This is a genomic window from Bradyrhizobium sp. SZCCHNR1043, assembly GCF_032489675.1.
Lineage (GTDB): Bacteria > Pseudomonadota > Alphaproteobacteria > Rhizobiales > Xanthobacteraceae > Bradyrhizobium.
On sequence record NZ_JAUEYN010000001.1, the window covers coordinates 438863 to 453026 of the forward strand.

Genomic DNA, 14164 nt, shown 5'->3' on the forward strand with positions numbered 1-14164 from the left:
TGCGGGACGATGCGGGCTCAGGCGCCCGCATCATGCGCTTTGATGACCGCCACGAATGCCTCGCCGTAGCGCGCGAGCTTGACCGTACCGGCGCCGGGGATGCTCGCAAGCTCCGCGACGGAGCGCGGATGGCGGGCCGCCATTTCGGCCAGCGTCTTGTCGTGGAAGATGACGTAGGGCGGCACGTTCTGGGCCTTGGCGAGCTCCATCCGCCGGACGCGCAGCTTCTCGAACAAGTCGCGGTCGAGGTCAGGAAATGTCGTCGTGGTCTGCCGCTCCCGAGCCTTGCGGTCGCGCCTGGTCTTCTTCAGCACGCGCAGGCTGAGTTGCGGCTTGTCGCGCAGGAACTGGCGGCCCTCGGGCGAGATCGACAGGCCGCCATGGCCGGCGACGTCGACGCTGATCAGCCCATGCGCGACGAGCTGGCGGACGATGGAGCGCCAGGCGTTGCGGTCGTGCTCCTTGCCGATGCCGAAGGTGGAGAGCTTGTCATGGCCGAGCCGTTCGATGCGCTCGTCCGTCTCGCCGAGCAGCACCGCGACGACGTGGGCCTGGCCGAAGCGCTCGCCGGTGCGGTGGATGCAGGACAGCAGCTTCTGCGCCGCGATGGTGCCGTCGAAGGTCTCGGGCGGGTCGAGGCAGATGTCGCAATTGCCGCACGGCGCGCAATCGTCGCCGAAATAGCGCAGCAGCACCTGGCGCCGGCATTGGCAGGTCTCGGCGAAGCCGAGCAGCGCATCGAGCTTGCGGCGCTCGGTGCGCTTGCGCGCATCGGGCGCGTCCGACTCATCGATGAAGCGGCGGCGCAGCGCGATGTCCTCGGCGCCGTACAGCATCAGGGTTTCCGATGGCAGGCCGTCGCGGCCGGCGCGGCCGGTCTCCTGATAGTAGGCCTCGATGCTGGACGGCAGATCGGCATGCAGCACGAAGCGCACGTCGGGCTTGTCGATGCCCATGCCGAAAGCGATGGTGGCGACCATGATCAGCCCCTGCTCGAGCTGGAAGCGACGCTGGTTCTTCTCCCGCGCCTTCATCTCCATGCCGGCATGATAGGGCAGCGCCGGAAAGCCGTGGTCGCTGAGCGAGGCGGCGACCTCCTCGGTCTTGCGCTTGGACAGGCAATAGACGATGCCGCTCTCGCCCTCGCGGGATTTCAGGAAGGCTAGCATCTGCTGCATCGTGCTGGTCTTCTCCGCCGCGCCGTAGCGGATGTTCGGCCGGTCGAAGCCGGCGATGAAGCTGTTGCCGTCGCCGATCGAGAGATGCTCGACGATCTCGGCCCGCGTCGGCGCATCGGCGGTGGCGGTGAGCGCGATGCGCGGGATCGTCGGGAACAGCCCGGCGAGACAGTCGAGGGCGCGGTATTCGGGCCGGAAATCATGGCCCCATTGCGAGACGCAGTGCGCCTCGTCGATGGCGATCAGCGACAGTTGCGCGGCCTTGAGACGCTCCAGGTTCTCCGGCCTGAGCAGCGTCTCGGGCGCCATGTAGAGCAGGTCGAGCTCGCCGCGTTCGATGTCCTGCCACAGCAGGTCCTTCTCGGCGCCCCAGAGCCGCGAGTTCAGCGCCGCGGCCTTCACGCCGGCCTGCCGGAGCGCGGTGACCTGGTCCTCCATCAGCGCGATCAGCGGCGAGATGATCAGCCCGAGGCCGGGACGCGCCAGCGCCGGGATCTGGTAGCACAGCGATTTGCCGCCGCCGGTCGGCATCAGCACGAAGGCATTGTGTCCGGCGATCACGTGCTCGACGATGTCGCGCTGCCGCCCGCGAAAGCTGTCATAGCCGAACACGGCCTTGAGGATCGAGAGCGGATCGGCGGTCATGGGAACGCACTTCTTCGGCAGACGGAGGGACTGGATAAGTCCCGTTGCGGGACGCCGCCGTCAAGCGAAAGCTGCCCGGTGACGCGCATTTCAGCGGCGCGGAGAAGCATGGCGGGGACAGTGGCAGGGGCGCGTTGGACAAGCCGACGAGTTATGGCAGAATCGACTTGCATCGCATTATGTTCCGATCCTGATACGAGCATGGGCTGCCGGGGCGAGCTGGGTGCCTTGGCACCTCGCCGGGCGCAAGGTGGTGCTGGTCGATGCCGATCCGCAGTGGTCGGTGGTGCGGCTCGCCGAGCGGCAGCGTGCGCTCGCCATGCAAAGCTCGGGCGCGTGGCGCCGCGAGATCGCGAAACATGTTGAACCGTTGGAATTCGCTTCGACGTCGCCGTGTCGTATACGGTGGCGGTCGGTCGAGGCCGGTCCGCAAAGAGACGCGCGCGCAGAGTTGGTGACGAGGGTGCTTGCAGATCTGTTTGAAGGCCCGGTCGTGGTCGTGGCCTCCAGCCTCTCGCTGGCGGACGACGAGCTGTTTGCCGAGGAGCGCGCTCATATTCAAGCCGCGGTCGCCAAGCGGCGGGCCGAGTTCGCGACCGCGCGGGTCCTGGCGCGCAGGGCGCTGGCCGCGCTCGGAGCTCCGCCGGTGGCGCTCGTCCCGGCGCCGGATCGCGCGCCGGTGTGGCCGCCGGGCTATGTGGGAAGCATCTCACATTGTGCCGATCATTGCGCCGTGGCCGTAGCCCGAAGCAGGGATGTCTCGTCGCTCGGACTGGATGTCGAGGACCTGCGCGAGCTCGATCCGTCGATGCGCGACCTGGTGCTCACGCCGGCCGAGCGGCGATGGCTTCGCGCGCAGCCGGACGCCTTGCAGCCGATGCTGCCGATCGTGATCTTCAGCGCGAAGGAAGCCTACTACAAATGCCAATATCCGATCACGCACGGCTTCCTGGATTTCCAGGACGTCGAGCTCACGATCGCATGGGCGGCAGGCACGTTCGAGGCGCGCGTCGTGAGAGAGGGATGGCCGGCTGCCATTGCTCGCCTCGCCGGACGCTTCCTCATCGCTGACGGCCGGGTCAGTTGCGGCGTGACGTTGGCGAAGGGCTGATCGCGCGGATGCAGCCTGGAGCTGGGCCGAGCCTGCGTCCTGGCGGCTGCGCCGGAGAGCCGCGCCATCGCCATCCCGGCAAACCTCCGGACGACGAGCAGCTTACCGCAGTCGCTAAACATGATGCGCTGCAAACGTCGCGAAAACGCGCTTGACATGTTTAGTCATTCACAATCTACTAAACAAAATACTTAACTCGGACGGATGATCCGGGGCCATGGGGAAACGCTTGCGGCTCGCGCTGTCGTTGTGACGGCGCCGCTCGCCGCAGGCCATGCATCGCCGTCACCCACGCGAAGCGGGGACGGCGCCAACAGGGAGGGAGTGCCAGATGAAGTTGCTGCAGACATTTGCACTGACGGCGACGGTCGCCGCTGCGACCGTGCTCGGCGCATCCGCGCCGGCACGCGCCGAAGGAAAGACCATCACCTTGTGCTGGGCCGCCTGGGACCCGGCCAATGCGCTGGTCGAGCTGTCCAAGGACTTCACCGCCAAGACCGGCGTCAGCATGAAGTTCGAGTTCGTGCCGTGGCCGAACTTCGCCGACCGCATGCTCAACGAGCTGAACTCCAAGGGCAAGCTGTGCGACCTGATGATCGGCGACTCCCAGTGGATCGGCGGCGCCGCCGAGAACGGTCAATATGTCAAGCTCAACGAGTTCTTCGATAAGGAAGGCATCAAGATCTCCGACTTCATGCCCGCCACCGTGGCCGGCTACGCCGAATGGCCGAAGGGCACGCCGAACTACTGGGCGCTGCCGGCGATGGGCGACGCCAACGGCTGGACCTATCGCAAGGACTGGTTCTCACGGTCCGAAATCCGCGAGGAGTTCAAGAAGAAGTTCGGCCGCGAGCTCGACGTGCCCAAGACGCAAGCCGAGCTGAAGGACATCGCCGAGTTCTTCCAGAAGCGGGTGATCGACGGCAAGACCGTCTACGGCGCGGCGATCTTCACCGAGCGCGGCTCGGAAGGCATCACCATGGGCGTCACCAACGCGCTCTATCCGTTCGGCTTCAAGTATCAGAACCCGAAGAAGCCGTATGACATGCAGGGCTTTGTCAATTCCGACGACGCCGTGAAGGGCCTCGAATTCTACAAGGCGCTGTACAAGTGCTGCACGCCGCCCGGCTATTCGAATGGCTACATGCAGGAAGGGCTCGACGCCTTCAAGTCCGGCCAGGTCGCGCTGCAGATGAACTGGTTCGCCTTTTTCCCAGGCCTCTACAAGGACCCCAATGTCGGCGGCGACAAGATCGGCTTCTTCGTCAACCCGGCGCAGAAGGAGAAGGGCTCGCAGCTCGGCGGGCAGGGCATCTCGGTGGTGGCCTATTCGCCGAACCGTGCCGAGGCGCTGGCCTACATCAAATGGTTTGCCTCGCTCGACACCCAGAAGAAATGGTGGGCGCTCGGCGGCTATAGCTGCCACAAGGGCGTGCTCAACGACCCCAACTTCAAGAACACCGCGCCGTTCGCCGCCGACTTTCTGGTAGCGATGGACCAGGTGGTCGATTTCTGGGCCGAGCCGTCCTACGCGCAGCTCCTGCTCGCCATGCAGAAGCGCGTCCACGACTATGTCGTCGCCGACCAGGGCACCGCCAAGGGCGCGCTCGACGGGCTGATCGCCGACTGGACCAAGGTCTTCAAGGAGGACGGCAAGCTCTGACGGCCGCGGCACCTCGCGCACACGCGGACTGCGCCACGACAATCCCTCCGGCGAGCTTCGGCTTGCCGGGCGGACCAACCAGTCTCACCGCCAGCCAGAAGCAGCCAGTGAAGCAGTCCCTCGCATGACCGACCAAACCGGACTGAGCAGCCTCGTCGACCGCGCCGCCCTGGTGACGCCGCCGGTCGTGGCGGGGCGCGTGCGCGGCCTGTCCGAGCGCGCCATCGCCTGGCTGTTCATCACGCCGACCATGCTGCTGCTGCTCGCGATCAACATCTTCCCGTTGATCTGGACCATCCGGCTGTCCTTCACCAATTATCGCGCGAACCGTCCGAACGCCACCGTGCTCGATGTCGGGCTCGCCAACTACCAGTCGATCCTGACCGATCCGGACGTCTGGGCGGCGATGACGGTGACCGCGCGCTTCGTGTTCTGGACCATCCTGATCCAGACCGTGCTGGGCTTCACCCTGGCCTGGCTGATCGACAAGAAATTCCGTGGCCACGGCCTTTGGACCACGTTGATCCTGCTGCCGATGATGCTGTCGCCAGCCGTGGTCGGCAATTTCTGGACCTTCCTGTACCAGCCGCAGATCGGCCTGTTCAATTACGTCATCGCCGCCGTGACCGGCATGCCGGCGTCGTCGTTCCAGATGCTGGCGCAGGTGCCGCTGGCGCCTTGGGCCATCGTCGTCGTCGACACCTGGATGTGGACGCCCTATGTGATGCTGATCTGCCTCGCAGGCCTGCGCTCGATTCCCGACTACATCTATGAGGCGGCCGAGGTCGACCGCGCCTCGCCGTGGCGGCAGTTCTGGTCGATCACGCTGCCGATGGCGCTGCCCTTCATCATGCTCGCGGTGTTGTTCCGCGGCATCGAGAACTTCAAGATGTTCGACATGGTCAACCTGCTGACCGGCGGCGGTCCAGGCTCGACGACCGAGGTCGCCTCGATCACCTTGAAGCGCGAGGCGTTCGAAAAGTGGCGGACCGGCTATTCCTCGGCGTTCGCCATCATCCTGTTCGTCACCGTGTTCGGTCTCGCCAACATCTACGTCAAGGCGCTCAACCGGGTGAAAAGCCGATGACCGGTCTCGCAACCGCTCATTCCGTCGTCGATCCGTCGCCGCTGACCAAGCGGATCGCGGCAACCGTGGTGATCGCCTATGCCCTGATCACTTTGGTGCCGCTGCTGTGGATCTTCATGACCGGATTCAAGTCGCCATCGGACGCGATCGCCTATCCGCCGAAGCTCGTCGCCGAGCCGAGCCTGGAGGGCTACTGCAATCTGTTCACGACCCGGACCCGGCAGGCCCCGGATTACATGGCCAAGCTGCCGCCGGCTGCCAGTCTGTGCGACCGCATCTCGCGCGGCCGCAACATGGTGGTCGCGGGTCCATCGAACTACATCCCACGCTACGTGAATTCGCTGGTGATCGCGTTCGGCTCGACCGCGCTGTCGGTCGTGCTCGGCACGCTTGCGGCCTACGCCTTCTCGCGCTTCAAGGTGCCGCTGAAGGATGACCTCTTGTTCTTCATCCTGTCGACGCGGATGATGCCGCCGATCGCGGTCGCGATCCCGATCTACCTGATGTATCGCGAGCTCGGCCTGTCCGACACGCGGCTCGGCATGATCCTGCTCTATACGTCCGTCAACATCTCGCTCGCGGTCTGGCTGCTCAAGGGCTTCATGGACGAAATCCCGCGCGAATACGAGGAGGCGGCGATGGTCGACGGCTACACCCGCCTGCAAGCCTTCTTCAAGGTCGTGTTGCCGCAGGCCACCACCGGCATCGTCGCCACCGCGATCTTCTGCCTGATCTTCGCCTGGAACGAATATGCCTTCGCGGTGCTTCTGACCTCGGGCACGGCGCAGACTGCGCCGCCCTTCATTCCGATTATCATCGGCGAGGGCGGCCAGGACTGGCCGGCGGTTGCGGCGGGCACCACGCTGTTCCTGATCCCGATCGTCGTGTTCACCGTGCTGCTGAGGAAACACCTGTTGCGCGGCATCACCTTCGGAGCGGTGCGCAAATGAGCGAGTCGATCCGGAACATGCCTGCCGATGTGGCCACCACGCGCTGGCCACGGGCGCTGCGGCGCGGCCCGATGGAGACGCTGGCGACGATCCTCATTGCGGCGGGCGTGCTGATGCTGCTGCAGCCGTTCGCGCTGGTGCTCTACACCTATTCCTTCATCACCACGCTCGCTGGTGTCGTGATGTTCACCATCGTCTCCAAGTTCCCGGACTGACGCCATGGCCGAGATCCGGATCGAGAACCTGTTCAAGGAGTTCGGCGGCTTTGCCGCCGTGCGCGGCCCAAGCTTCACGATCGCCGACGGCGAGTTCTTCTGCCTGCTCGGTCCGTCCGGCTGCGGCAAGACCACCACGTTGCGCATGATTGCGGGCCTGGAGCTGCCGACGTCGGGGACGATCAACCTCGGCGGCGAGGACGTCACCGTCCGGCGCGCGCGTGAGCGCGACATCGCCATGGTGTTCCAGCTGTTCGCGCTCTACCCGCACATGAACGTGCGCAGGAATATCGCCTTTCCGCTGGTCTCGATGGGGGTGCCCAAGGCGGAGATCAGGCGGCGGGTCGAGGAGGCGGCGCGCATCCTGCGCATCGACCATCTGATCGACCGTCCGGTGAGCGGGTTGTCGAGCGGCGATCGCCAGCGCGTCGCGCTCGGCCGCGCCATTGTCCGCGAGCCCAAAGCGTTCTTGATGGACGAGCCGCTCGGCGCGCTCGATGCCGAGTTCCGTCACATCATGTGCGGCGAGCTGCGCGCGCTACACGACCGGCTCAAGGCGACCACTGTGTTCGTGACTCACGACCAGCTCGAGGCGATGTCGATGGCCGACACGATCGCGGTGATGAATCGCGGCGTCGTGGAGCAGCTCGGAACGCCCCAGGAGATCTACGACCGTCCCGCCACCATGTTCGTCGCGGACTTCATCGGCTCGCCGGCGATGAACTTCATCCGCTTCGAGGGCAGGCTAGGCGCCGGCACGAACTGCGTGCGCATCGACGACGCCGAGATCGGCGTGCCCGAGCTGCGCGAGGATGCCGGGAGCGACGAGCTGGTTCTCGGCGTGCGGCCGGAGCAGGTGGCGCTCAGCGCGGAAGGCGGGCTGCGCGGCGAGGTGTTTGGCACCGAATATCTCGGCACCACCCAGATCATCACCGTCATGACGGCTCGCGGCACCGTCAAGGCGCGCGCGCCCGCGGCGGTCCGGATTGAGCGCGCCGAGCCGGTCGGACTCAGCTTCCGCGCCGACCGGCTATCGCTGTTCAACGCCGCCACGGGCCGTGCAATCCGCACGGCGCTGTATGAGCAGCCGGTGAGAGGAGGGCGCCATCATGGCTGAGACGCGTCTCAACGCCGTCAGCAAGTCGTTCGGTTCCAAGCCGGCGGTTCGGGATTTGTCGCTGATCATCCGCGATGGCGAGCTCGTGGTGCTGCTCGGGCCGACCGGCGCCGGCAAGACCACGACCTTGCGCCTGGTGGCAGGCCTCGACATGCCGGATGGCGGCAGCATCACCATCGGCGGCGTCGATCAGACGAAAGCGACGCCGGCCGCGCGTGACGTCACGTTCGTGTTTCAGCAATATTCGCTCTATCCGCATCTTTCGGTGTACGACAATCTCGCCTTTCCGCTGCGCTCGCCGGTGCGCAAGATTCCTGAGGCTGAGATCAAGCGCATCGTCGGAGACGTCGCGGGGATGCTGCGAATCGAGGACAAGCTCGGCAACCGCGCTACTCAGCTCTCGGGCGGTCAGATGCAGCGCGTGGCGATCGGCCGCGCGCTGGTGCGCAGGCCTGCGATCGCATTGCTCGACGAGCCCCTGTCCTCGCTCGACGCCAAGCTGCGTTCCGAGCTGCGCATCGAGCTCAAGCGCATCCAGCAGGATCTCGGCGCCACCATGCTCTACGTCACCCACGACCAGATCGAGGCGATGACGCTTGCCAACCGCATCGGCGTGATCGAGCAGGGCCGGCTGGTGCAGGTCGGCAGCCCGCGGGAGGTCTATGAGGATCCGGCCAATACCTATGTGGCGACCCGGCTCGGCAGTCCCGGCATCAATCTGCTGCCGCGTGGGCTGTTCCCGGATCTCGCAGTGCCGGGCGACGTCGCGACGATCGGCGCGCGCACCGAGCACATGACGGTCCGGCGCGCCGAGACCCGTGCGGACGCACGGGTGAAATGGATAGAGCATCTCGGCGATCAGAATCATCTGCATATCACGCTGCAGGACCAGACCATCGTCAGCCTGGTCGAGCCGGATACGGAATTGAAAGTCGGCGACGCCGTCGCTATCGAGTTCACCCGGCCGCTGCTGTTCGACCGGGCGGGCCAGCGGGTGAGATAGACAATGGACCAGGCGTTCAAGCGCAGGCTGATCATGGCGATGGCCGATGCCATCATCGCGCATGCCGAGGAACTGACCGCGCTCGATTCGGCGATCGGCGACGGCGATCACGGACTCAACATGAAGCGCGGCTTCGAGGCCGTTCTCGCCGATGTCGAGAACATTTCAGCCAAGCCTCTTCCCGAGGCGCTGAAGGCGGTCGGCATGGCGCTGGTGATGAAGGTCGGCGGTGCGTCCGGTCCGCTCTACGGCACGCTGGCGATGGGACTTGGCAAGGTGCTGCCATCAGCGCCATCTGCCGCTGAAGCGGCGGCGGCGCTGGGGCGTGCCATTGCGGACGTGAAAGCCCGCGGCAAGTCGGAAGCAGGCCAGAAGACCATGCTCGACGTCTTGATCCCGGTGCAGGCAGCTTTTGCGGCCGGTGGCGACGATCTCGCCGCCCGGCTGCCCGCGATCGCTGGCGAAGCTGCCGACGCGACCGTGCCGATGCTGGCGATCCGCGGCCGTGCTTCGTTTCTCGGCGAGCGTTCGATCGGACACATGGATCCCGGCGCGCGCTCCTCCAGCCTGCTCGTGCAGGCGATCTGCAGCGTATTCAATGAGGCCTGATCATGAGTGAGCAGAAGAATGTCGGCATCGTCATCGTGTCGCATTCCGCCAAGGTGGCGGAAGGCGCGGCCGACATGGTCAGGCAGATGGTCGGCGACAGCGTGCCGCTCGCGGCGGTCGGCGGCAATGCCGATGGCGGACTCGGCACCGACGTTGGCGCCATCATGGGCGCGATCGACAAGGCATGGTCGGAGTCAGGTGTTGCGATCCTGGTCGATCTCGGCGGCGCTGAGACCAACAGCGAGATGGCGGTGGAGATGATGCCGGAGGAGCGGCGCGAGCGCATCGTGATCTGTAACGCGCCGCTGGTCGAAGGCGCGGTGATGGCGGCGACGGAAGCCTCCGGCGGCTCGCCGCTCGATGCGGTGCGCGCAACCGCCGAAGAGCTGATGGGCGGATGAGCAGGAACGAGAATGGCTGACGGTGGAGAGATCGGCATGCAGGAAGCGAAGGCGCATGCGCTGCTGACCAACGAGGTCGGGCTGCATGCGCGGCCCTCGGTCAAGCTGACCCAGCTCGCCAAGCGCTTTGCGTCGACCATCGAAGTCGCGATCGCGGCCGACGGGCCCTGGACCGATGCCAAGAGCCCGGTGAAGATCATGCGCGTCAAGGCCGCCAAGGGCGAGACGCTGTTTCTGCGCGCCAATGGAACCGATGCCGAGGCCGCCATCGCCGCGCTGGTCGATCTGGTGAACCGCAAGTTCGACGAGGAGTGACGATGGAGCGGCGTATCTTCGGGCGGGCGGCGTCGGACGGGCTGGCCATCGGGCCCGCGGCGATCCTGCATGCGCTGGAGGGCGCCAGCCGGAGGAAAGGGGCGATCGCCGAGGAGCATGAAGCGCTCGCCGTAGCGGTCGCGCATGCGCGCGAGGCCGTGGCCGAGCTGATCGGCAGGCTCGAGGGAGACGCCGCCGAACTGATCGGCTTTCAGCTCGCGCTGCTCGAAGACGATGCGCTGACGGAGGCGGCTTACGTCCAGATCGAGGGCGGCGTCGCTGCGGATGCGGCCTGGCGCGCGGCGATGGCGGAGGAGATGGCGGGGTATGAGTCCGCCGAGGACGAATATTTCCGCGCCCGCGCCGGCGACCTCGCCGACATCCGGGATCGCGTGCTGCGACACTTGTTCGGCTTGCAGCAGAACGGCAAGTTGCCGAAGGGGGCGATCGTCGTTGCGCGTGATCTGGCGCCATCCGCTTTCCTCGCCATCGAGTGGACGAATGGAGGGGGCATCGCGCTCGGCGAGGGCAGCCCGACCAGCCATGTCGCGATGTTGGCGCGCAGCCGCGGCGTGCCGATGGTGGTTGGGCTCGGTCACGATTGGGACAAGCTGACAGGGGATTTGCTGGTCGATGGCGGTCGCGGTGTCGTCATCGCCGATCCCAGCGCGCACTCTGTCGCCGCCGCGCGGGCGGAGGACGAGACGGTCTCGCGCCGCAGGGCGGAGGCAAGGGCGCGGCAGCACGAACCGGCACTGACGCGCGACGGCACCTTCGTTTCCGTGCTCGTCAACATCTCCGGTCCCGGCGATATGACGGCGCTGCCAGCCGCAGCGTGCGATGGCGTCGGTCTGGCGCGCACGGAGTTTCTCACCGGCAACCTGCTTCACGACGAGGAGGCGCAATATCACGCCTATGCCGAGCTCGTGCGCTGGGCCGAAGGCCGGCCGGTCACGATCCGCACGCTCGACGCGGGCGGCGACAAGCCGATTCCGGGCTACACGATCGATGGTGAGAGCAACCCGTTTCTTGGCCTGCGTGGCCTCCGTCTGTCGTTGCGTCATCCCGAGATCTTCCGTGTTCAACTGCGCGCGCTGGCTCGCGCCGCTGCGCTCGGACCGCTCAAGGTGATGCTGCCGATGGTGACCAATGCAGCGGAGCTGGACATCGCGCGTCGCCATCTCCGCGCCGTGCTCGCCGAATTGGCCGCCGGCAACGTCGCGTTCGCCGCGCCGGCCTTCGGAATGATGGTCGAGGTGCCGGCTGCTGCGTTGGCAGCGCATGACTTCGCTGCGGACTTCTTCTCGATCGGCACCAATGACCTGACCCAATACGCGACCGCTGCTTCGCGTGACGGCGCCGAGGTCGCCGACTATGCCGACGTGCTGCATCCCGGGGTGTTGGCGATGATTGCCCATGTGGTGCGCGCTGGTCGTGCGCGGGGCGTGGAAGTCTCGATCTGCGGCGACGCCGCCGGGGATGTCAGAGCCATTCCGGCGCTGCTTGGGGTCGGCGTGCGCGCGCTGTCAGTTGCGCCAGGCCTGCTGCCGCTGGTGAAGTCGGCGATCCGCGAGCTTGACCTCGCCAAGGGCACGGAAAAGGCCGCGGGAGAGGGCGCATGAGTGACCAGGATGCATCGGGGGGCGCAAGCCCGCTCGCCGAATACAAGGCGATCCTGCGCGCGGTGATCGACAGCCGTCCCTCCGGCACACGGCAGCGGTTGGCGGAGGCGATCGGCAAGAATCGCAGCTTCATCTCGCAGATCGTCAATCCGGCCTATGCGACGCCGATCCCGCTGCAGCATCTCGAGACCATCTTCCACATCTGTCACTTCTCGCCGCATGAGCAGCAGGCGTTTCTGACCGCCTACCGCGCCGCGCATCCGGGCCGGCTGGACGAGGCCGAGGCGCAGCGGCCGATGCGGCGCCTCGTGGTCGAGCTGCCGGACTTCGGCGACCCCGCGCTCAACGCCCATGCCGACCGCATCATCACTGGCGTCGCGCGCGGCATCACCGCGCTGATCTCGGCCAACGAAAACAACGACGACGCTGAACCGGGAGGGAAGCCATGAAGAAGCTGATCAACGCCGTTTCCGACGTGCTGACCGAGAGCCTGCAGGGTTTTGCCGCCGTGCATGGCGACATCGTCACGCTGGGCGAGGACAACAAGTTCGTTCGCCGCAAGAGCCTCAAACCGGGCAAGGTCGCGCTGATCTCCGGCGGCGGCTCCGGCCATGAGCCGCTGCATGCCGGCTTCGTCGGGCCGGGCATGCTGGACGCCGCCTGTCCGGGCCAGGTGTTTACATCGCCAACGCCGGACCAGATGCTCGCGGCCGCGCAGGCCGTGGACACGGGCGCGGGCGCGCTGCTCATCGTCAAGAACTACGAAGGCGACGTGATGAATTTTGCGATGGCCGCGGAGATGATGGAGGGCAAGGTCGCGACCGTCATCACCGACGACGACGTCGCCGTCGAGACCTCGACCTATTCGACCGGCCGCCGCGGCGTTGCCGGCACGCTGATCGTGGAGAAGATGCTGGGTGCTGCGGCCGAGCAGGGCCGCGATCTCGACGCGCTGAAGGCGCTCGGCGACAACGTCAACAGGCGCACGCGGTCGATGGGCGTGGCGCTGACCTCTTGCACCGTGCCGGCCGCCGGCAAGCCGACCTTCACGCTCGGTGACGACGAGATGGAGATGGGCGTCGGCATCCATGGCGAGCCCGGCCGCCGCCGGGTCAAGCTGGCCTCGGCCGATGCGATCGCCGAGGAGATGATGGGCGCGATCCTGGCCGATCTCGCGCCCAAGTCCGGCACGCCGTGCCTGCTGCTGGTCAACGGCTTCGGCGCAACGCCGGCGATGGAATTGTACGTGATGGCCAATGCGGCGCGGCGCATCCTGGAAGGCCGCGGGCTCGCCATCGCGCGCGGGCTGGTCGGCTCCTACGTCACCTCGCTCGACATGGCCGGCTGCTCGCTCACGGTCACCGCGCTCGATGAGTCGACGATGGCGCTGTGGGACGCGCCGGTGCACACGGCCGCCCTGCGCTGGGGCTGCTGAACCGAGGTCCGCTCAGCGGATCTCGTTGGAGTAGTAGTGCTGCGCCGTCGTGGCGCGGTGCTGGCTGAGGATCGCCAGCGCGCCGGTCTGGTCATAGGCTTCCTCGTCGATGACGAGCACGGCGGCCGGCGCGGAGAGGCCGAGCAGCTTGCGGTCCTCCTTGGTGGCGACCTCGGCCGTCACCTTCTCGCGCACCGCGGCGATCCGGATGCCATAGGCCTCGAGCAGATGGCGGTAGATCAGGGCAGGGACCTTCTTCGGCTCGCGCGGAAATCCCGCCACGCGGCTCGCGACCATCGAGATCCGCGAATGCAGCACCGGCGCGCCGGCGACGCGGCGGATGCGATGAAGATGCAGCAGCGGCTCGCCGTCGGCCACGGCGAACAGCGCCGCTTCGGGCCGCTCGGCATCGCGTGTCGTCACCGACAGCACCTCGGCCTCCGAGTGCAGCAGGCTGCCGTCGGCGCCGAGCAGGCGGAAGTACTGAAAGAAGAAGCTGAGCCCATGCTGCGACGCGCGGCCCGTCACCACCGTGCCGGTCTTGCGCCGCCGCATCAGCATGCCGCCAGCTGTGAGGTCGGCCAGCGCGCGGCGGATGGTGCCGACGGCGACGCCATATTGGTTGGCGAGCGCGACCTCGCCGGGCAGCACCGTGCCCGGCGGCATGTCGCCGATCAGGATCGCCTCGGCGATCTGCCGCTTGACATGCTCGTAGAGCGGCACCGGCAGCGCGCCCGGACCCGCATCGACTCCGTCTGCCGCTTTGCTGGCCACAGCTGCCTTTTTCATGGAATTGACAAATGCCGCGTCGTG

15 protein-coding genes are annotated in these 14164 nt (G+C 66.6%); 13 read left to right on the forward strand and 2 right to left on the reverse strand.

Annotation, left to right across the window (positions count from 1 at the left end):
- Nucleotides 1-17: 17 nt before the first annotated feature.
- Nucleotides 18-1823 carry a DNA helicase RecQ gene (recQ, locus tag QX039_RS01835; RefSeq protein WP_315739277.1) on the reverse strand — a complete coding sequence of 602 codons (1806 nt, stop codon included), beginning with the start codon at nucleotides 1821-1823 and terminating at the stop codon, nucleotides 18-20.
- A 223-nt stretch (nucleotides 1824-2046) separates the two neighbouring features.
- Between recQ and QX039_RS01840 the strand changes: the two genes are divergently transcribed.
- The 13 genes from QX039_RS01840 to dhaK all read left to right on the forward strand — a co-directional run bounded on the left by QX039_RS01840 (nucleotide 2047) and on the right by dhaK (nucleotide 13351).
- Complete coding sequence (locus QX039_RS01840) at nucleotides 2047-2934, forward strand: 4'-phosphopantetheinyl transferase (protein WP_315739278.1); 888 nt, start codon at nucleotides 2047-2049, stop codon at nucleotides 2932-2934.
- Nucleotides 2935-3265: 331 nt separating this feature from the next.
- Nucleotides 3266-4597: an ABC transporter substrate-binding protein gene (locus QX039_RS01845; RefSeq protein ID WP_315770974.1), complete on the forward strand. Its 1332-nt coding sequence runs from the start codon at nucleotides 3266-3268 to the stop codon at nucleotides 4595-4597.
- A 124-nt stretch (nucleotides 4598-4721) separates the two neighbouring features.
- On the forward strand, nucleotides 4722-5684 hold the full coding sequence (locus tag QX039_RS01850; protein WP_315739280.1) for a sugar ABC transporter permease: 963 nt from the start codon (nucleotides 4722-4724) through the stop codon (nucleotides 5682-5684).
- Nucleotides 5681-6634 carry a carbohydrate ABC transporter permease gene (locus tag QX039_RS01855; protein WP_315739281.1) on the forward strand — a complete coding sequence of 318 codons (954 nt, stop codon included), beginning with the start codon at nucleotides 5681-5683 and terminating at the stop codon, nucleotides 6632-6634. The genes QX039_RS01850 and QX039_RS01855 overlap by 4 nt, the downstream gene beginning before the upstream one ends.
- 17 nt (nucleotides 6635-6651) lie before the next feature.
- A complete protein-coding gene (locus tag QX039_RS01860; RefSeq protein WP_315739282.1) occupies nucleotides 6652-6849 on the forward strand; it encodes a hypothetical protein in 198 nt (65 codons plus the stop codon).
- A 4-nt stretch (nucleotides 6850-6853) separates the two neighbouring features.
- A complete protein-coding gene (locus QX039_RS01865; protein ID WP_315739283.1) occupies nucleotides 6854-7966 on the forward strand; it encodes an ABC transporter ATP-binding protein in 1113 nt (370 codons plus the stop codon).
- On the forward strand, nucleotides 7959-8969 hold the full coding sequence (locus QX039_RS01870) for an ABC transporter ATP-binding protein (protein ID WP_315739284.1): 1011 nt from the start codon (nucleotides 7959-7961) through the stop codon (nucleotides 8967-8969). The genes QX039_RS01865 and QX039_RS01870 overlap by 8 nt, the downstream gene beginning before the upstream one ends.
- 3 nt (nucleotides 8970-8972) lie before the next feature.
- Nucleotides 8973-9578 (forward strand): dihydroxyacetone kinase subunit DhaL, encoded by a 606-nt coding sequence (dhaL, locus tag QX039_RS01875; protein WP_315739285.1) that lies wholly within the window; start codon nucleotides 8973-8975, stop codon nucleotides 9576-9578.
- Nucleotides 9579-9580: 2 nt separating this feature from the next.
- Nucleotides 9581-9979, forward strand: a complete 399-nt coding sequence (gene dhaM, locus QX039_RS01880; protein ID WP_284416623.1) for a dihydroxyacetone kinase phosphoryl donor subunit DhaM — start codon at nucleotides 9581-9583, stop codon at nucleotides 9977-9979.
- A 12-nt stretch (nucleotides 9980-9991) separates the two neighbouring features.
- Nucleotides 9992-10294 (forward strand): HPr family phosphocarrier protein, encoded by a 303-nt coding sequence (locus QX039_RS01885; RefSeq protein ID WP_315739286.1) that lies wholly within the window; start codon nucleotides 9992-9994, stop codon nucleotides 10292-10294.
- A gap of 2 nt (nucleotides 10295-10296) precedes the next feature.
- Complete coding sequence (gene ptsP, locus QX039_RS01890) at nucleotides 10297-11916, forward strand: phosphoenolpyruvate--protein phosphotransferase (RefSeq protein ID WP_315770976.1); 1620 nt, start codon at nucleotides 10297-10299, stop codon at nucleotides 11914-11916.
- The gene (locus QX039_RS01895) at nucleotides 11913-12365 is read left to right on the forward strand and encodes a hypothetical protein (RefSeq protein ID WP_315739288.1); all 453 of its coding nucleotides are present in this window, start codon (nucleotides 11913-11915) and stop codon (nucleotides 12363-12365) included. The genes ptsP and QX039_RS01895 overlap by 4 nt, the downstream gene beginning before the upstream one ends.
- Nucleotides 12362-13351, forward strand: a complete 990-nt coding sequence (dhaK, locus tag QX039_RS01900; protein ID WP_315770977.1) for a dihydroxyacetone kinase subunit DhaK — start codon at nucleotides 12362-12364, stop codon at nucleotides 13349-13351. Before QX039_RS01895 ends, dhaK begins: the two co-directional genes overlap by 4 nt.
- 12 nt (nucleotides 13352-13363) lie before the next feature.
- Here dhaK and QX039_RS01905 read toward each other — a convergent pair whose 3' ends face one another.
- Complete coding sequence (locus tag QX039_RS01905) at nucleotides 13364-14140, reverse strand: GntR family transcriptional regulator (RefSeq protein ID WP_315770979.1); 777 nt, start codon at nucleotides 14138-14140, stop codon at nucleotides 13364-13366.
- Nucleotides 14141-14164 lie beyond the last annotated feature (24 nt).

Coding starts and splice junctions, on each gene's coding strand:
- recQ (WP_315739277.1), bottom strand. CDS start 1,823: ATGACCGCCGATCCGCTCTCGATCCTCAAGGCCGTGTTCGGCTATGAC.
- QX039_RS01845 (WP_315770974.1), top strand. CDS start 3,266: ATGAAGTTGCTGCAGACATTTGCACTGACGGCGACGGTCGCCGCTGCG.
- QX039_RS01850 (WP_315739280.1), top strand. CDS start 4,722: ATGACCGACCAAACCGGACTGAGCAGCCTCGTCGACCGCGCCGCCCTG.
- QX039_RS01855 (WP_315739281.1), top strand. CDS start 5,681: ATGACCGGTCTCGCAACCGCTCATTCCGTCGTCGATCCGTCGCCGCTG.
- QX039_RS01860 (WP_315739282.1), top strand. CDS start 6,652: ATGCCTGCCGATGTGGCCACCACGCGCTGGCCACGGGCGCTGCGGCGC.
- QX039_RS01865 (WP_315739283.1), top strand. CDS start 6,854: ATGGCCGAGATCCGGATCGAGAACCTGTTCAAGGAGTTCGGCGGCTTT.
- QX039_RS01870 (WP_315739284.1), top strand. CDS start 7,959: ATGGCTGAGACGCGTCTCAACGCCGTCAGCAAGTCGTTCGGTTCCAAG.
- dhaL (WP_315739285.1), top strand. CDS start 8,973: ATGGACCAGGCGTTCAAGCGCAGGCTGATCATGGCGATGGCCGATGCC.
- dhaM (WP_284416623.1), top strand. CDS start 9,581: ATGAGTGAGCAGAAGAATGTCGGCATCGTCATCGTGTCGCATTCCGCC.
- QX039_RS01885 (WP_315739286.1), top strand. CDS start 9,992: ATGGCTGACGGTGGAGAGATCGGCATGCAGGAAGCGAAGGCGCATGCG.
- ptsP (WP_315770976.1), top strand. CDS start 10,297: ATGGAGCGGCGTATCTTCGGGCGGGCGGCGTCGGACGGGCTGGCCATC.
- QX039_RS01895 (WP_315739288.1), top strand. CDS start 11,913: ATGAGTGACCAGGATGCATCGGGGGGCGCAAGCCCGCTCGCCGAATAC.
- dhaK (WP_315770977.1), top strand. CDS start 12,362: ATGAAGAAGCTGATCAACGCCGTTTCCGACGTGCTGACCGAGAGCCTG.
- QX039_RS01905 (WP_315770979.1), bottom strand. CDS start 14,140: ATGAAAAAGGCAGCTGTGGCCAGCAAAGCGGCAGACGGAGTCGATGCG.